This is a genomic window from Pseudomonas sp. KnCO4, assembly GCF_045344305.1.
Taxonomy (GTDB): Bacteria; Pseudomonadota; Gammaproteobacteria; order Pseudomonadales; family Pseudomonadaceae; genus Aquipseudomonas; species Aquipseudomonas anuradhapurensis.
This window is the reverse complement of record NZ_CP174199.1, coordinates 3,949,792-3,967,466: the sequence shown is the minus strand read 5'-3', so window position 1 is coordinate 3,967,466 and position 17,675 is coordinate 3,949,792. Positions and strand designations below refer to the sequence as shown.

Below are 17,675 nucleotides of genomic sequence, written 5' to 3'. Positions count from 1 at the left end.
GGCGCGGTCCTCTCAGGCTTGTGCGGGGGCTGCGAAGGGCACGTCCAGTGGCGCGGTGTCGAAATTGCGCAGCAGGTCGATGAGGATCTGCGTCGCCGGGCCCAGGGTCTTCTCTTTGCTGGAATAAAGGTAGAACAGTGGGTGGCGGCTGCCACCCTGGTCCAGTGGCAACGGCTTGAGCACGCCTTCGCGCAGCTCGCGCTCGATCATGTGCCGGGGCAGCCAGGCAAAGCCCAGGCCGCTGCTGACGAAGGTCGCGGCGGTGCCCAGGCTGCCGACTGTCCAGCGCTGCTCGGCACCGAGCCAGCCGACGTCGCGCGGCTGGGCGCGGCCGGAGTCGCGGATCACCACCTGCAACTGGCTTTCCAGGTCCTGGAAGGTGAGCTCGCGGCCCAGGCGGTGCAGGCTGTGCTCCGGGTGGGCGACGGCGACGAACTCTACTGCGCTCAGTTCGGCACCCAGGTAGCCGCCGATGCTGTAGCTGCTGATGGCCAGGTCGGCGATGCCTTCGTGCATCACTTCCTCGACCCCGGACAGTACTTCTTCACGCAGGCGCACCCGGCAGCCACGGCTCTGCGGCATGAACGCGGCCAGGGCGCGCACCAGGCGGGCGCTGGGGTAGGCGGCATCGACCACCAGGCGCACCTCGGCCTCCCAGCCCTGTTCCATGTGGTGAGCGAGGTCTTCGAGCTGGCTGGCCTGCTTGACCAGGTGGCGCGAGCGGCGCAGCAGCACATTGCCGGCCTCGGTGAGCACGGCCTTGCGGCCATCGATACGCAGCAGCGGCACGCCCAGTTGCTCCTGCATGCGCGCCACGGTGTAGCTGACCGACGACTGCGAACGGTGCAGTGCCTCGGCGGCCTGGGCAAACCCGCCGTGATCGACCACTGCCTGCAGGGTTCGCCACTGGTCAAGGGTTACGCGCGGCGCTTTCATGTTTCGCTCCTGTTGTCCTAAGCTGCGCTCTTTCAAGGAGAGCGGCCCATGAAGAAATGTTGTGCGGCAATACTGATGTGCCTGCCCCTCGGGGCCATGGCGTATCCCATCGATGTGGAAAAGGAACTGACCGGGGTCAAGCTCGACTACACCGCCTACGACACGGCTTACGACATTGGCGCCATCACCCTGAACAACTATGGGCAGGTGCCGGCTGCATGCAAGGTCACCTTCCGCAACGGCCCCGAGGCACCGCGGGTACGGCGGGTGAATGTACCGGCCGGGAAAAGCGTCGACGTCACCGTCAAGTTCAACCGGCAGATCATCAAACTGCGGATCGCCTTGAGCTGTAGCGCGGAATAAACTGATAAATCGATTGATTGCACCCACTTTTTACGCTTTTTTATCGATAGGTCAAGCCTTAATCTCACCTCCATCGAATCGCAACCCTTTTTGCCGATGGAGGCACCCATGTCCCGCGTACTGATCATCGAAAGCAGCGCCCGCCAGCAGGATTCCGTTTCCCGCCAGCTGACCCGTGACTTCATCCAGCAATGGCAGGCCGCCCATCCGGCCGACCAGATCAGCGTGCGTGACCTGGCGGTGAACCCGGTGCCGCACCTGGACGCCAACCTGCTGGGTGGCTGGATGAAGCCCGAAGAGCAGCGCAGCGCCGCCGAGCTGGAGGCCCTGGCCCGCTCCAACGAGCTGACCGATGAACTGCTCGCTGCCGACGTGCTGGTGATGGCTGCGCCGATGTACAACTTCACCATCCCCAGCACGCTCAAGGCCTGGCTGGACCACGTGCTGCGTGCCGGCATCACCTTCAAGTACACCCCCACCGGCCCACAGGGCTTGCTGACTGGCAAGCGTGCCATTGTCCTGACGGCCCGTGGCGGCATCCACGCCGGCGCCAGCAGCGACCACCAGGAACCGTACCTGCGCCAGGTCATGGCCTTCATCGGCATTCATGATGTCGACTTCATCCATGCAGAAGGCCTGAACATGAGCGGCGAGTTCCACGAGAAAGGCGTGAACCAGGCCAAGGCCCGGCTGGCAGCGGTGGCCTGAGGCGCAACGAATTCCCAACCCTGACACCTGGTTTTGCTCCTTTGGGTGTACCTGCCCGGCCATTGGCCGGGCTTTTTTATGTCTGTGCACATGCGCTCTGCTGTGGCTCTGTGTAGCGGCCTTGTGTCGCGAAAGGGCTGCGAAGCAGCCCCGGCGATTTGTGCTGCTGTGCTGAGATCCTGGGGCTGCTTCGCACCCCTTTCGCGACACAAGGCCGCTCCTACAAAGGCCGCGTGCGCTGCCGTCCTTACATTCCTCATGGTTGAACTCATCCCCCGCAACCCGCTAAGGTCGCGCCCTTGATCCCCGAGAGGCACCCATGGGCTACCTGATTATCGTCGCGCTGATCCAGGCGTTTTCCTTCAGCCTGATCGGCGAGTACCTGGCCGGGCACGTCGACAGCTACTTCGCCGTGCTCGCGCGCGTGGTGCTGGCTGGCCTGGTATTCCTGCCACTGACCCGCTGGCGCCAGGTCGAACCGCGCTTCATGCGCTCGATGCTGCTGATCGGCGCGCTGCAGTACGGCATCACCTACGTCTGCCTGTACCTCAGCTTCCGCGTGCTTACCGTCCCGGAGGTGCTGCTGTTCACCATCCTCACGCCATTGCACGTGACCCTGATCGAAGATGCCATGAACCGCCGCTTCAACCCCTGGGCCCTGGCGGCAGCGCTGGTGGCGGTGGCCGGTGCTGCGGTGATCCGCTTCGACACCATCAGCGGCGAGTTCTTCATCGGCTTCCTGCTGCTGCAACTGGCCAACTTCACCTACGCCGCCGGCCAGGTGCTCTACCGCCACCTGGTCGCACGCCACCCCAGCGACCTGCCGCACTACAAGCGCTTCGGCTACTTCTACCTGGGCGCGCTGATCGTGGTGTTGCCAGCCTTCCTGCTGTTCGGCAACGCCCAGCACCTGCCGAGCACCCACGTGCAGTGGCTGGTGTTGCTGTTCCTCGGCCTGTGCCCGACAGCGCTGGGGCTGTACTGGTGGAACAAGGGCGCCTGCCTGGTTTCCGGCGCGACGCTGGCGGTGATGAACAACCTGCATGTGCCGGTAGGCTTGCTGCTGAACCTGCTGATCTGGAACCAGCACGAGCCATTGGGCCGGCTGTTGCTCGGTGGGGCGGTGATCCTGGCGTCGGTGTGGATGAGCCGCCTGGGTAGCCTGCCGTTATCAGGCAAAGCATGGCGCAGCTAGCTATGACACGTTCGTTACTGGGCCCGAAACCCGTCGGTGGCTACCCGATAATCAAAAAAATAAAAACCGGAGACCGGCGTGAAGCTAGAAACGCGAAGTATCGAATTTGTCCCACACGCTGAGCGTTATGGTACGCCCAAACGGTTGTTCACCATCTGGTTCAGCTCCAATTTCCAGATAACCGCCCTGATGGTCGGCACCCTGGGCGTCGCCTTGGGGCTGAGCCTGGGCTGGACCTTGCTCGGCCTGTTGGTCGGCAACCTGATCGGCACCGTGTTCATGGCCGCGCACTCTGCCCAGGGCCCGCACCTGGGCGTGCCACAGATGATCCAGAGCCGGGCCCAGTTCGGCGTCCATGGTGCGGCGCTTCCGCTGTTGGTGATGGTCACCGCCGCAGTCCTGTTCCTCGCCGCCAGCGGCGTGCTGATGCGCAATGCCCTGCAGGCCCTGGTGCCGATGAGCGATGACCAGGCCATCGTGGTGGTCGGGGTACTGACCTTTGTCATCGGCTTTGTCGGCTACGAACTCATCCACCGCCTGGGGGCGTGGATGAGCCTGTTGTCCACGCTGGTGTTTGCCGGCGCCCTGGTGCTGATCCTGCTGCACCCTGGCGACATGGCAACCACGACGGCGGTGAGTACCGGCTTTTCGTTCACTGCGTTCAACCTGATCGTGGCCCAGTCGGCCTCGTGGACGCTGGGCTATGGCCCCTATGTGGCTGATTACTCGCGCTACCTCCCGGCCAACGTCAACCCACGCGCCACGTTCTGGGCCACCTACTGCGGTTGTGCGCTGGGCTCCTTCGCCATGATGGCACTGGGCGCGCTGGTTGCCGTGGAACTGCCCTCGGCCCTGGGCCATGACCCGGCCACAGCCATCGCCGCCCTGTTTGGCCCGTGGGCGCCGTTGGCGCTGGCAGTGATTGCGCTGGGGGTGATCCAGTACAACGTCCTGTGCCTGTACAGCGCCTATATGTCGTCGGTCACGATCTTTGGCGCGTTCAAGACCATCCGCCGCGTGACTGCGACGGCCAAGGCCTTGGTAATGGCTGGCCTGACCGCAGCGGCAACGGTGATTGCCGTCGCCACCCAATACAATTTCGATACGTTCTTTGCCGACATCCTGATCGGCCAGCTGTACCTGCTGATCCCATGGAGCGCGATCAACCTGGTGGATTACTACTGGGTGTGCCGTGGCCACTATGATGTGGGGGCGCTGTATGACGCCAAGGGGCGTTATGGCTGCTTCAATCGTCGGAGCCTGGCGGTGTATGCGGTGTCGATCATCGGTACCATCCCGTTCATGAAGCTGTCGTTCTATACGGGCTTTGTGGCTGAGTGGCTGGGGGCGGATATCAGTTGGGCGATGGGGTTGATTCTGGCTGGCGCGTTGTACTGCATGGTTCACAGCCGGGAAAGCAAGCCGCTTTTGGCAAACAAGGAATGCGGTTCCCTGACGCGGCCTTGAAAAGGGAAGGGGCTGCAAAGCAGCCCCGGTAAACTCAAACCTCGTTCATTTCTTCAAGGCGGCGCGGCATTGGCTCTGGCGTCGCACGCCCCGCCAACCCCACCCGCATGTCATTGCCACTCGGCTGCTGATACAAGCTCAGCCCAAACTCCGGCAACACCGCCAGCAAGTAATCGAAGATATCCCCCTGGATCCGCTCGTAATCCGCCCACACCGTGGTAGTGGTAAAGCAGTAGATCTCCAGCGGCACGCCCTCGGCGGTGGTCTGCATCTGCCGCACCATGCAGGTCATGTTCGGGTGCACGTTGGGGGGGCTTCAGGTAGGCCAGGGCAAAGGCGCGGAAGGTGCCAAGGCCTCGTTCCAGTGCTGCAGCTTCTGGCGCTTGCCGGCCAGGTAGGCGGCCAGCAGATGCACCTGGCTCAGGCGGTGTTCTTCTCGGTTATAGCGAAATGCGTAGAAAGATTTCACCCACGTGCTGTTTTGACCAATGACGAGAAGTCGGACTGGGGCTATGCACCGTCCATTCAGACGGCCCCAATGTGCTCAATGGCATAATCAGCAAGCCAAAGTCGCACAACTGATACGATCAGACTCCCGCAATTCTTAAGCTCGATACCATTCTGAAACTAGCGGTATCCGGCAACGTCATGGTTCGTTTTAGGGCGAAATATCTATCAGGCTGCATGTGGCAACGCTCACAAAGCAATGGACTTCATGCTCAACCTCGACTTGAAACTGAAGAAATTGCCAGACTGGTCTCGAATTATGTGCTGGCAGGCATCGTTTATGAAATCTACGTCAACGGTCTAGGTGAGTTGCGGGAAACACCCAAGGCCGGGGAGTTCGCAAGGCCGTTGGCCTTTGTCGCCAAAGAAAAATACGGGGATGTGAGGGACTTCATTCGCGCCAAGCTTGACGCGGCCCCTGCGAATTTCTTCTTCTCGCCTGAAGATCAACGGTGCTGTCTGGTCGAGGTGCGATCGGAGCCCGCAGGCGGGTCACACGCTGATTATGATGAAAAGCGGATGCTGACCTCGAGTACCTTGGATGGTCAGGAGATTTTGGTGGCAGCGGAGCCTGGAGACGATGATTTTTCTGTTCGGTATCGATAGCCTTGCCGGGCTAAAGACATCCTATGACAACATTGCCATCAGCTGTCAATTCCGCATTGAGTGCTGGGCTTGAAGCGTTAGCGCTTGTGAGAGCCGAGGCTCATTTCTACATTCCTGACAATCGCTGGATTAACCTTGGCGTGGAGCTGGATGTACCCCCAAGTGGGCTGAATAGGTGGGTCCGATTTGCACTTGAACGCTGCTAGCAGCGAGATGCATCGCTGCTGGTCGTCTGCTCTCTGTCAAGGCTCGCTTCCAAGAGCAGCCAATTCAATGTGCTTCGGCACTCTAAATAGGTAACTCTGGCTGGCCTAAGGTAAAAAAATCCTGTCTAATGGTGGCTTGAAGCCATCACAATTTACACGTCGGGTAATACAATGCAAGGACGTAAAAGCAACAGTTTTCGGCTATTGGATGCAACTGTTCATCTGGTTTCCCAAAATCACTATACACGTGACGAAGCGCCATCAAATACGATCCGCTTTTCATTAAACGAGAACGATAATAATGATTCAACTTGGGTAACTATACTAATTGGACGAAATGGAATAGGAAAAAGCCGATTCCTAGCAGCCATTGCGGATGTTTTTTATAGGCTGTCTGAGTCAACAAAAATTCCATCTCGTAACAGGTCTGAGGTGGTTTTGCGATATTTGGCTAATGGTGCTGAAGTTTGTTTGAAATCATTGAATGGTAAGTTCAAGATTCATGTGAATGGAGAACCTGTGAGTGATCTCGGAAAAGTTCCAGTTCCGAGTAAGGTTATAGCCATTACCACGACGCCCTTTGATAAATTTAGGATCTCGAATTTGAGGGCGAATGCAGTTTTTGGGTCTTCATCAAACTGTTATGAATATCTTGGTCTTCGTGATCGCTCCGGCAGAGCTTATGCACTAGCACCTCTAATGAGAGCGGTTGAAGGACTGTTCAACTTATCGAGCGAGCGAGCTAGGCGACTGGATCGAATTGCGGGGGTTTTTAATTTTCTAGGGTTTGAACCTCGAATAGAAGTGACATACAGGGCAAAGGCTAGTCTTTTATCGGAACTATTGGAAGATGATCCATTAAAGTTTAGTAAATCGCTCAATCAGTATGCTCCTTACGGCGGGGGTGTCAGCGATGAGGACTACCAGGCGTTAATAAAAGCAGCAAGGATTTTTGTCGCTAAAAGCTTAGATGGGCATACTGTTTCGATAGGCTCAGACTTTGAGACGCATGAAAATGATGGAGGGTTGTATTCTCTTCTTGAGCCGCTAAGAAAACTTAGGGTCATCTTGCCTGTTGGCGTTTTGATCAATCGCCAAGACGGAATTAAAGTCGATCTCTTGAGCGCCAGTTCGGGGGAGATGAGTTTAGTAACTGCATTTCTTGGCTTGGCTTCAGTGATCCAGGATGGCAGCTTGATTTTAATTGATGAGCCTGAAGTGAGTTTGCATCCTGAGTGGCAGTCGGGATATATTGATCTGTTGCAGAAAACGTTTGCGGACTACAAAAACTGTCACTTTGTAATCGCCACGCACTCGCCTTTAATAGTCGCCGATATTGATGCGAGCAACTCCAACGTGGTAGTGATGGAGCGCAATGCGAGTGCTGATATCGAATCTACGGATATATCTGGAAAATCCTCAGATCATATCTTGGCAACAGCTTTCCAGACCCCAGGGAAAAATAACCTTTACCTTCGGCAAGAAATCATTAAAGCACTACGCCTGGCTGCCGACGGCGAGGTACGATCAGAAGAGTTTCAATCTACTGTTGACTGGCTGGTTGGCCTGCTGCCAAAACTTGACGATGAGCCATCCGTCTCAAGAGTCATAATGAACTTACAAGAAGTGGCTATCGATGCAGGGGATGAGAAATGATCATTCCAATTGATTATTGTGAGGCAGATCAAGCCATAGTCACAGCTTTTAGCAACTTGGCGGATGATTGCAAGGATCCAGGCTATTGGTCGGATAAGGGCTTAGAAAAGCTTAAGAGCCGAATCAAAGATCATTATATTACGGTGCAAAAGACGCGGTGCTGTTACTGTAATAATCTCATTCTCTCTAGGAATCATAGGGTTTGGGATGTAGAGCATATAGCTGCCAGAGCCAAGCACGTTCGCTTTATGTTTGAACCCCGAAATCTTGCAGCCTCGTGCCCAGATTGCAATTTGAGTAAAGGCGATAAGGAGGTTTTGGTAAATCCTAGTAGAAAGACCTATCCGACCGCCTCCAAGGATTTTAAGATAATTCATCCTCACTTTGATAGATATGAAGATCACATATCCTGTAGGGAGTTTATATATATCCCATTTACAAATAAAGGGAAGTTTACAATATACGCATGCGATTTGTTGAGGTTCACAGTTGATTTTATGGGAATGAAAGGGAGCGCAGCAGATAAAAGCTTTGAAGAGGAGGTTGATGCAGCCTTCAATGCGAAAAATGAGCCCGGTCTAGCCGACATTGCTCTCGAACTGATAATGCTTCAGATTCCAACAAATCAGTGATATTACACCGTTTATATGGCGTCAATATGGAATTTCTATCGGACTCTTGGCAGTTCTCTTAGCACGACTTATGCTAATGTCATTTTGACAGCCTGGCAGAGTCAGGCAGCGACAGGGGAGTCCTGATGGCCATCATCGTACGCGTCCTCAAAGCGAGGCATGGAGACTGCATCCTCGTTAGCCACGAAGGGCCTAATGGCGTCTTCAATCTTCTGATAGACGGCGGAACATCGACAACCTTCAGGCACGGGCCTCGACAGCTCTATGCTGGTGCGCTGTGCGTAACCCTTGATGAATTGAAGGCCAAGCAGCAGAACATTGACCTGGCAATTTTGACCCACGTTGATGACGATCATATCAATGGCCTAATCAAGGCTTTTGAGAAGCCTGGTTATCTAGGTAAAATGGTCAAATCTATTTGGTTCAACTCTTCGCGATTGATTACTCGCTATTTCAATGTTTCCGAAATTCCCGAGAATGACATAAAACTTCTTGATGATTCTCCCCTGACATCGGTAAAGCAAGGGAAGGATCTGGAAGAGCTACTCGACAAGATTGGCTGCGTTCGTACTCCTCTGGTAATGGCTGGGCAAACCCATGAGGTAGGCCCTTATAACTTAAAAGTTCTGTCTCCTGACCGGAAACAGCTTGAAAAGCTATTGCATGTGTGGCCGACAGAAGTTGATTCGGGTAAGACTTCATCCCATGATAATGACTATCAGTTGTCGCTGGAAGAATTCTGGCAAGATGATAAATTTCAGTCGGATACTTCAGTATACAATGGAAGCTCAATTGCTTTCTTGCTCGAAGCTGATGATAAACGTATGCTTTTTTTGGGCGATGCTCATGAAGGTGTGGTGTGTGAAAATTTACGGGCGAGTGGGCACAGCAAAACGAATAAGCTTAAGTTGGATCTGGTGAAGCTGTCGCATCACGGTAGCCAATACAATACCAGTAGCGAGTTACTGCAACTGCTGGAGTCTCCGATTTATATTATTTCCACTGATGGAACGAAGCACGGACTTCCAAACAAAAGGACAATTGCTAGGATTATTAAAGACACGCAAGGCAAGATACTTTTTAATTATGGGCATGTAATCGCGCCGCTGCTTTTGGAAAATGAGCTTGAGGAGTATTCCTCTCGTCTAGAAGTGCTCGATAATGATATTAGACTCTAATAATACAGTTTCGGAGATTATGCAGTCATACTGCGTAATGGTAAATGGCGGCAGTGGTGTTCTGATGAACGCTATGACGCAGGAATATTCTTATGTGCTTACAGCCCGGCACGCTATTGTTGCGGAAGCAGTCCGAAATATGGTAGTAGACCATAATGGCCATAAGATTGAAGTACTAGATGTATTGGTTTTTCCGAAGGTAGGTCAGGAGGAGCCACTAGATTGCGCCATACTGAAAATCACTCATCAAGCCGGGTTGTCGCAAAAAACTTGGAATGCCTCGCATTTGCCTCAGGAAGCCAACCTGACCTTAGTGGGACTCCCTGAAACCGAAAGGACAAGCGCAACGCCAATTAAACAATGGATTGGACACTCCGCCAGTGTAGCCAATGAACTGATAATACTCGCGTTAAGAGGCATTCCACCCAAGGATGTAATTCAAGGCATGTCCGGAGGTGGGGTGTACCATGTAAGTAATGGTTACCCGTATCTTGTTGGAGTTGAATTCGAGATGGAGGCTACTCGACTGGATCAGCAGTTCGGTCGTGTGAAATGCTACAGTCTCATAAAGTACAAGGAGCTCGCCGCTCTGCATTCAAGCGCGCCAATAATTCCACCGTATATGGCCTGCTTCTCAGAAGTGCGTGAAATGATTTTCTCTTTTAATGTTATTGATCCAGTCAACGTGCATCATTTGAAAGCTGCATTGAATGGTTTCGCTGAATCTTTAATTGCAAATGGAATGCCACCTCCTTTTGAAATCATGAAACAGTACGACGCCCAGCTTCTGATGGGGGGCCGATCCCCTGGTGAGCTAGAGGGGCGTGAGCTATGGGTAGCCTATTTAGAGTTTATCGTGATTTCCGCGCTCATCGATGGTGCTGGAATCGCTGATATCGATTATATCACCGGAATTGAGAAGAAGCGTCGCCTCTTATATACAAGCGATAACTCTAATTGGATTGGCCGTTTGGATGAAGTCCTTAGAATAGCGCGTAAGCTACTTGACAAGAATGGCACCCTGATAATCGCTTCGCCTGACGCAGCAGCAAAGCCCTTTCCGCCAGGTTTTTTACTCAAAAATGTGATTAATAATATTGCGACTGTCCCGAGCCAAGGCCCGTTTTCAATTAGCGAGGTTGAAAGCTCAATTTATACCAGCTATAAGCTGACTCACCTTGAAGGGCTTCGTACTCGGTGCGTAATTGATAACGAATATGAGTACCGAGGCTTAGCTCCTGGCAGGGATCAGTTGCAGATGTTCAGGGATAAGTTGAATGAGATTATTACCTAGAGGCTATGATTTTGATTTTATAAGCTCTGAGTTTGAGGATATTGATTTTCTCATGTTTTGCTCAGATGATTCGCTTTCTTTTATTTCCTGTATCGTATGTTTGTGCAAAGACCCGTCAGCAATCGTGAAAAGCTGGCGGGTAATCCAGAATCTTGTTTCGGTTCACCACCAGCCACCTGGAAATCTTGCCGCGTGGAACGTCTACATCGCTTTTGTGACTTGCGGAAAAGTTCCTATTTGGGACAAATATCTAATAGAAAATAATAAATACGCTGCTCGCAAATTGATCGTTGATGGCCTTCCTAAATTACCCACGCTTAAGCAATTGACTAAACTTCTGCAGGAGCAACTGCTTGGCGCAGATTTGACCCTTGATCCGCGTGCCACGCAGACCCGAGAACCATTGTTGTCGCTGGATGAGTTCGTGCGAGGCACGCCATTAGATCAGAAGGTTGAATCCAAAGAAAAGCGAGCGGCAATGATTAATAAAATTATAGAATCTTTAAATAAAAATGAAAATCAAAAAAGTTGAAATAGAAGCGTTTCGCGCTTACAAGCTGAAGTCAGAAGGAACGTTTGACTTTACGAATGGTGGCGATATTCCTGCTGATTTCGTTGCGATATTTGCCCCGAATGGTTTTGGTAAAAGTTCATTTTATGATGCGGTAGAGTGGGCCGTCACGAATCATTTGGAACGTTTAGGTGGGGAATACAATAGAGTTAATTACGAAGGTGCAGCCCGCGCAACTAAGGAGCTTGAGAAGGGGCAGGAGATACTTCGGAATAAATACGTCGACAAAAAAGTAAGAACTCGGGTAGTAGTGTCCACTACTCGACCTAAGCCCTTTGCACGAGAATTGGGCACAATACGGACAAACGGGCGCGACCTGCGCTTTAGTGACAGAGGTCGTGAGAACGATTATTTTCGGCGTGTCATTTTAAGTCAGGATGAGATTGATAGGTTTCTCCGAGAGGAGAAACCTCACGGTCGTTATACCAAGTTTATGGAGAGTTTCGGTGGAGAGACTGAGGAAGCTCGCAAGGAATTGACCGCACTCATAGTTGACAACAAGGCTGAATTGTTGGCCCTGGAAAGCCAGCGTGAGGCCATGATCTTAGAACTTAATCAGCCGGTTGATTTATCTATTTTTGAGAGCTTCAATGCTTTGGCATCGCAGCTAAACGCTGCTGGTGAAAGCATTCTCCTTGCCGACGAGAGTTTTTCCGCTCAAACGGAACACGCACTCAACGCGAGCCTCGTGTCCAGGCAGCATGAGTTGAGCGTTGAGCAGGATACGAACGCACGGGCGGTAAATACTCTCGCGGATAGGTTAGCCAAAATACCCGAAATTGAACTTCATAGCAAACTTCTGTCGCATCAAACAGCTAACCTGGCTCGGCTTTCTCAAGGCGTCATCGATGCTGATAGTTATCAAACACTCCTAAATGGCCATGCCAAGAGTACTACTGATCTTCAGGAAGCCAGTCAAAGCTTGGCGCGCGTCAGGGAAATTACAGAACATTCTGGTATTTACCTGCAGTCTGAATCACGCCTTCAGGAAATCACGCAGCGGTTAAAGACGCTGGAGGAAAGTCGGGCAGGTGATCGTGCTCAGTTGTCAGGGCTCGCTAAAGCCCTAGAGAACACGAAAAAAGAACTTATAACAGCTGATGAACGAACTGCATTTCTAAGAAATTCCATTGATAATGCTGGGCCAACTTATGCAGAGTTAGCAACCCAGCGTGCGCGAGTGGAGGTTGTTTCACAGCAGATTGCTGAGAAAGAAGTAGCGATTCGGCTAGATCAATCAAAACTCGATGCAGTCGTATTTGATTTGGGTCAGATGTCTGGCTTGAAAATAACTGCGGAATTTGTTCTGTCGGGAGGTGAAGGTGCCAAATATCTAGATATGGAAAATCTAGAGCGTTTGACGAGATGCTTCAGTGAGCTGAAATCCATCGAAACCCATAACAAAACTGTGCATGCCACACAAACAGCTTTAGCAGAGCAGATGGGTGTTCACGAGCGCTTAATTTCTGCAGGTCTTGAGTACCTCAGTGCATGGCCGTCTAATATTTGTCCGTTGTGCAATGCGCCTCACGAAGATGCAGGCCGGCTCAGGGAAAAAGTTAAATCCCAGACTTTATTGTCGCGCCTCAGTCAGGAAAATAGCGATCTGCTGGCACGTTCTGAAGCACGTCGCAAGCACCTTTTGAAAGAGATGCAATCTATCATTCGAGTTGCAGAGGAGTCGCACGTAAGGCAACTAGCTGATATTCAAGTTAAATCGACAGAACTGAGCAGTAGACTCGCTCTGATAGCCCGTGAAAGATCTGCTCTTGGGGTGGAGCAGCGTGCGTTAGAAAACAGAATTAGTGTGCTCGATAAAAGCGTCTGGAGTCTTGAGCAAGATGAGCTTTTGAGCCGGTCCCGAGGGGAGATCGCTCAGCTTTCTAATAAACGATTAACGTTGCTCAAGCAACAAACAGAACTGAATCAGCAGATTTTTCAGCTCAATCAGCAAATTTCGCAAGCAGATTCGAATCTGCAAGCGCTGATAACGGAAGAAAATAATTTAAAGTCTCAGGCATCCTATATGCTGGTGGCCAACTATCTCGTCAATAGAGGTGTAAATTCAAACCAGTTAGGTGCGTACTGTCAGATTGAGAATAATAAATTCGAATCTCAGCTTAGCAAGGCTAAGTCTGTAAGTGATGACCTGGCGGCGCAATGCAATGCGCTCCATCAAAAAATGGCATCCGATGGGACGTGGATGAACTTTGTCGATCTCCGATCCCAAAAAGAAGCACTTGAACTGCAGTTAGCGCGCGCACAGTCTGCAGTCAGCGCTTTTTATGAAAGCCTTGCTGCGCTGATTGTGGTTCGGGTGGATGATAATCTAGAGAAAGTGAAGACGCTAATTAGTAGTGAGCTATACAACCGTCGATTACGAGCTGAGAACCTTGAAAAAGTTTCGAACGATTTCAGTCTGCTTTTAGAGTTGATGGCGTCTTTTAAGCCCTACATTAAGCGTCTTGCTCTCCAGGATGAGTTGGCAGAAGTTGAGGTCGGGCTTGAAAAAAGGATACAAGTTGATAAGCTCCTGACTGCTGAGCGGGCTGCCGTGATCGAGCAGCTGAAGTTATTGATTAATAATTTCTTCTATGAGGATCTTATTAATGTTATTTATAGAAAAATTGATCCGCATCCGGCCTTTAAGAAAGTAGAGTTCAAGCCCGATTTCGATTCTGATAAGCCTGGGCTAAATATTGTTGTTAGCGACGAAGACGGTGTATTGATTTCACCAATTCTCTACTTTAGCGCTGCGCAGGCTAATATCCTGAGCCTAAGCGTGTTTTTGGCGGGCGCACTTCACGCCAAGGATGATAAGGGCGAACCGGTTGATGTCGTTATGATTGATGACCCTATTCAGTCGATGGATTCCATAAATATTCTCTCTACTATCGATCTTCTGAGAAGTATCTGTCTTCAGTTCAAAAAGCAAATTATCATTTCTACACACGATGAAAATTTCTTTGGACTACTGCAGCGCAAAATTCCGGCTGAGATATTGGGGGCAAAATTCCTGCAGTTAGAGAAGTTCGGCGTAGTGGTGCCGGTCGAGCCATTCCACAATTAGCGATGACACAGGATGGGCGGACTCGTCCCTCCTGTGACTTCGTCACGCTCAGTGGAGAATAGCTAGCCTACGCAGACGACTGCTATCGCCCCGTCAGGATAGTGATTCCGGATTAGGCATGCGTCTTTCGATCGCGCAACACTTTGGATCACCAACGCAATGCATCTGGAGCAGCAATGAAACGGAATTTGACGTCAGTGCTCATATCCGACGATCCCATTTTTCAAGAGGCTGTGGAGGCAATGAAGCGCTATCACTAAGCCAAGGAAGCGTAAGCGCTCCCCCAGTGTCAGGATAGTTGTCACCTCGCCAGTTTATCTGAAACCAGGCCCCGGGGGGCGGAAAGAGAGCCGTTGTGCCATACTATTCCTCTGCCGAACTGTTCAAGATGCTGGGCCCTCACTCAGTCTGACGATGGCTGAAGTCGCCAGACATGAGGGCGTTACTGAAATGCCGATGTAATATCTAGGGCAAACGAGCCAGTGCCGAAGAATGCGTGGTGGTGACCGATCCCAAACATCCGACTGAAAGTTGGTCGGCAGAAATGAAATTCGCAGCTGTCGCGAATGTGCCAGCGTGTCCGAGATTGAGGTGGAATACTGCCATCGCAAAAGCTTGTATCCCGAGCAGATTGCTGCATGGTGGCAAGCGTTCCTGAGTGAGATGGGCCAAAAAGCGGAGCTCATGGTTGATCGGGAGCAAGCCCGTCAGGATCAGAAACGTATTAAACAACTAGGCGCTTTGAATGAGGTTCATGGAGTGCTTACGGCTATTTGACCGATTTACTTTGTCATCCTCCCGCGCCTGCTCTAACACAATCGGCGGCATTCCTTCTCGCCCACCTCGACCAGATTTCCCTGGAACAGCTTCGTGCCGTGGCGGCACAAGCGTTAAAGGTGCAGTCCTAGGTCGAGGCGGCGAGTAGGGGGATTCAAAACGATGAAACAATGCCTCACCCGTCGTTCAGTACGCATGGCTTGCGAGCGTTACATACTGTTACCCCTAACCGATAAAAAAATCAGATTTCGCCCCTTCCTTGTAGGCCATTTCCCAAAGATACTGCTACCCATTGTAGTGTTCTCAGTTGGCCTCTAGTCTCGGCTGGTCGTTGCAATCCAACGACCGGCTTTGACAGGCCGACTCAAATTACAATCCTCAGCTTTGCCCTCAATGGCGGCTGTGCGTGGGGCGCCTTCGGGCGCGCCGGGTTTCTCAATTTGACCGGTCTGTCAACCCGTGCACAGCTGCCACCCTTTGTTTGACAGCAAATGGCGGTAGTCCCAATCGCAAATTGAGGGTTACACCATGCTGAAGATAGTCCCCGACCCACCCTGCAACCTCCATTCCCTGGAAGACACGCTGCTGATGGCCGCCGATTACGCGCTATGCGCCGAAGCCGTTGCTCAGCAAGCCGTATTGATGCAACCGAAATCATCCGTCTCGGTGTTGATCATGACGTCGATGCACGAGCTAGAAGCCCTCCGCAGGTTGCTCGAATCGGCGCTGGCTCAAGTCCAAAGGTCAGCAGACCCGCAGACGTTGCATTAATCACATCATGATTCGCCTGGGGCTGCGCCTGGTGGGAGTCCGGCTTGCCGGCGGCAGGGCCAGCCCAGGCATCTGCAATTTCAGGGAGATGAACCAATGGCCATCGAAGAAACCCCAGTCACGGTGGGCAAAACCACCTTCTACCAAGGCGAAAACCAGACCCATCCCCTGTTTCGCATCGAGCCAGGCATCCCTTGCCAGAATGCCCGCGAACAGGCTTCAGAGCTGATGGGCTATGCCCGCGATTTGTCCATCGACGGACTGATGGAAGACAAACCCCAGCTACTTTGGGCCTCGCACTACCTTTGCGCCTTGGCCAAGGCCCTGCTCGATGATGCCGAACTGGGCATGATGAAAAGCGCTGATAACGCAGTCCAGCCGCGCCACTCTGAGCGGCCTTGAAAAGGGAAGGGGCTGCAAATCAGCCCCGGTAAACTCAAACCTCGTTCATTTCTTCAAGGCGGCGCGGCATTGGCTCTGGAGCCGCGCGCCCCGCCAGCCCCACCCGCATGTCATTGCCACTCGGCTGCTGGTACAAGCTCAGCCCAAACTCCGGCAACACCGCCAGCAAGTAATCGAAGATATCCCCCTGGATCCGCTCGTAATCCGCCCACACCGTGGTAGTGGTGAAGCAGTAGATCTCCAGCGGCACGCCCTCGGCGGTGGTCTGCATCTGCCGCACCATGCAGGTCATGTTCGGGTGCACGTTGGGGTGGTTCTTCAGGTAGGCCAGGGCAAAGGCGCGGAAGGTGCCGATGTTGGTGAGCTTGCGGCGGTTGGCCGACAGCTCGGCCACTGGCCCCATGGCCTCGTTCCAGCGCTGCAGCTCCTGGCGCTTGCCAGCCAGGTAGTCGGCCAGCAGGTGCACCTGGCTCAGGCGCTGTTCTTCTTCGCGGGTGAGAAAGCGCACCCCGGCGGCATCGATGAACAGGCTGCGCTTGATGCGCCGGCCACCGGACTGCTGCATGCCGCGGTAGTTACGGAACGACTCGCTCATCAGACGCCAGGTGGGGATGGAGACGATGGTCTTGTCGAAGTTCTGCACCTTCACCGTGTGCAGAGTGATGTCGACCACGTCGCCATCGGCACCGACCTGCGGCATTTCGATCCAGTCTCCCACGTGCAGCATGTCGTTGCTGGTCAGCTGCACGCTGGCGACGAACGACAGCAGGGTGTCCTTGTACACCAACAGCAGCACCGCCGACATCGCACCCAGGCCCGACAGTAGCAACAGCGGCGAGCGGTCGATCAGGGTGGCGACGATGACGATGGCGGCGAAGATCCACAGCATCATCTTGGCCAGTTGCACGTAGCCCTTGATCGAGCGGGTGCGGGCGTGTTCGGTGCGGGCGTAGATGTCGAGCAGGGCATCCAGCAGGCACGACAGCGCCAGGGTCATGAACAGCAGGGTGAAGGCCAGGGCGACATTGCCGAGGAAGTGCTGGGCGGTATCGGACAGCTCCGGCACCAGTTTCAGGCCGAACTGCAGCACCAGCGACGGCGTGGTCTGGGCCAGGCGGTGCAAAACCTTGTTGTTGCGCAGGTCGTCCAGCCACCTCAGCGCCGGCTGGCGGGCCAGCAGGCGGGCGCCATGCAGCACCAGGAAGCGCGCCAGGCGGCCGATGACCAGGGAGATCAGCAGCAGCACCGCCAGGCCAATGGCCGCGTGCAGCATTGGATGGCGGTCGAGGGTGCCCCACAGGTCGAGGGAGTCACGCCAGATTCGTTGGATATCCAT

At 53.2% G+C, this 17,675-nt stretch carries 16 protein-coding genes and 1 pseudogene; 14 read left to right on the top strand and 3 right to left on the bottom strand.

Going from position 1 to position 17,675, the window contains the following annotated elements; all coding sequences use genetic code 11:
• Window positions 1-12: 12 nt before the first annotated feature.
• Window positions 13-936 carry a LysR family transcriptional regulator gene (locus ACJA3S_RS18505; RefSeq protein WP_170031319.1) on the bottom strand — a complete coding sequence of 308 codons (924 nt, stop codon included), beginning with the start codon at window positions 934-936 and terminating at the stop codon, window positions 13-15.
• Between the two features lie 48 nt (window positions 937-984).
• On the opposite strand from ACJA3S_RS18505, the gene ACJA3S_RS18500 reads away from it, so the two are divergent.
• The 4 genes from ACJA3S_RS18500 (at window position 985) to ACJA3S_RS18485 (ending at window position 4,669) form a co-directional block, all read left to right on the top strand.
• Window positions 985-1,299 (top strand): 3-phosphoglycerate kinase, encoded by a 315-nt coding sequence (locus ACJA3S_RS18500; RefSeq protein ID WP_406819533.1) that lies wholly within the window; start codon window positions 985-987, stop codon window positions 1,297-1,299.
• Between the two features lie 108 nt (window positions 1,300-1,407).
• Window positions 1,408-2,007: an FMN-dependent NADH-azoreductase gene (locus ACJA3S_RS18495; RefSeq protein ID WP_170031317.1), complete on the top strand. Its 600-nt coding sequence runs from the start codon at window positions 1,408-1,410 to the stop codon at window positions 2,005-2,007.
• A 319-nt stretch (window positions 2,008-2,326) separates the two neighbouring features.
• A complete protein-coding gene (locus ACJA3S_RS18490; RefSeq protein ID WP_406819532.1) occupies window positions 2,327-3,202 on the top strand; it encodes a carboxylate/amino acid/amine transporter in 876 nt (291 codons plus the stop codon).
• A 78-nt stretch (window positions 3,203-3,280) separates the two neighbouring features.
• Window positions 3,281-4,669, top strand: a complete 1,389-nt coding sequence (locus ACJA3S_RS18485; RefSeq protein WP_406819531.1) for a purine-cytosine permease family protein — start codon at window positions 3,281-3,283, stop codon at window positions 4,667-4,669.
• Between the two features lie 34 nt (window positions 4,670-4,703).
• Here the strand turns inward: ACJA3S_RS18485 and ACJA3S_RS18480 are convergent.
• Window positions 4,704-5,120: pseudogene (locus tag ACJA3S_RS18480) on the bottom strand (mechanosensitive ion channel family protein); the annotation flags it as partial.
• Window positions 5,121-5,317: 197 nt separating this feature from the next.
• Between ACJA3S_RS18480 and ACJA3S_RS18475 the strand changes: the two are divergent.
• The 10 genes from ACJA3S_RS18475 to ACJA3S_RS18430 all read left to right on the top strand — a co-directional run bounded on the left by ACJA3S_RS18475 (window position 5,318) and on the right by ACJA3S_RS18430 (window position 16,339).
• Window positions 5,318-5,782, top strand: coding sequence for a hypothetical protein (locus tag ACJA3S_RS18475; RefSeq protein WP_406819530.1), 465 nt, complete (start codon window positions 5,318-5,320; stop codon window positions 5,780-5,782).
• Window positions 5,783-6,159: 377 nt separating this feature from the next.
• Complete coding sequence (locus tag ACJA3S_RS18470; RefSeq protein WP_406819529.1) at window positions 6,160-7,644, top strand: AAA family ATPase; 1,485 nt, start codon at window positions 6,160-6,162, stop codon at window positions 7,642-7,644.
• Window positions 7,641-8,276, top strand: coding sequence for an HNH endonuclease (locus tag ACJA3S_RS18465; protein WP_406819528.1), 636 nt, complete (start codon window positions 7,641-7,643; stop codon window positions 8,274-8,276). The genes ACJA3S_RS18470 and ACJA3S_RS18465 overlap by 4 nt, the downstream gene beginning before the upstream one ends.
• 125 nt (window positions 8,277-8,401) lie before the next feature.
• Window positions 8,402-9,454 carry a ComEC/Rec2 family competence protein gene (locus ACJA3S_RS18460; protein ID WP_406819527.1) on the top strand — a complete coding sequence of 351 codons (1,053 nt, stop codon included), beginning with the start codon at window positions 8,402-8,404 and terminating at the stop codon, window positions 9,452-9,454.
• Window positions 9,455-9,518: 64 nt separating this feature from the next.
• Window positions 9,519-10,748 (top strand): ABC-three component system protein, encoded by a 1,230-nt coding sequence (locus ACJA3S_RS18455; protein ID WP_406819526.1) that lies wholly within the window; start codon window positions 9,519-9,521, stop codon window positions 10,746-10,748.
• Entirely contained in the window at window positions 10,732-11,280 is a 549-nt protein-coding gene (locus ACJA3S_RS18450; protein ID WP_406819525.1) for a hypothetical protein, read from the top strand. Before ACJA3S_RS18455 ends, ACJA3S_RS18450 begins: the two co-directional genes overlap by 17 nt.
• On the top strand, window positions 11,261-14,389 hold the full coding sequence (locus ACJA3S_RS18445) for an AAA family ATPase (protein ID WP_406819524.1): 3,129 nt from the start codon (window positions 11,261-11,263) through the stop codon (window positions 14,387-14,389). Before ACJA3S_RS18450 ends, ACJA3S_RS18445 begins: the two co-directional genes overlap by 20 nt.
• A gap of 576 nt (window positions 14,390-14,965) precedes the next feature.
• Window positions 14,966-15,166 (top strand): hypothetical protein, encoded by a 201-nt coding sequence (locus tag ACJA3S_RS18440; RefSeq protein WP_406819523.1) that lies wholly within the window; start codon window positions 14,966-14,968, stop codon window positions 15,164-15,166.
• A 528-nt stretch (window positions 15,167-15,694) separates the two neighbouring features.
• Window positions 15,695-15,937 (top strand): hypothetical protein, encoded by a 243-nt coding sequence (locus tag ACJA3S_RS18435; protein ID WP_406819522.1) that lies wholly within the window; start codon window positions 15,695-15,697, stop codon window positions 15,935-15,937.
• Window positions 15,938-16,033: 96 nt separating this feature from the next.
• A complete protein-coding gene (locus ACJA3S_RS18430) occupies window positions 16,034-16,339 on the top strand; it encodes a DUF3077 domain-containing protein (RefSeq protein WP_406819521.1) in 306 nt (101 codons plus the stop codon).
• A 34-nt stretch (window positions 16,340-16,373) separates the two neighbouring features.
• Here the strand turns inward: ACJA3S_RS18430 and ACJA3S_RS18425 are convergent, their stop codons facing one another.
• The gene (locus tag ACJA3S_RS18425) at window positions 16,374-17,675 is read right to left on the bottom strand and encodes a mechanosensitive ion channel family protein (RefSeq protein ID WP_406819520.1); all 1,302 of its coding nucleotides are present in this window, start codon (window positions 17,673-17,675) and stop codon (window positions 16,374-16,376) included.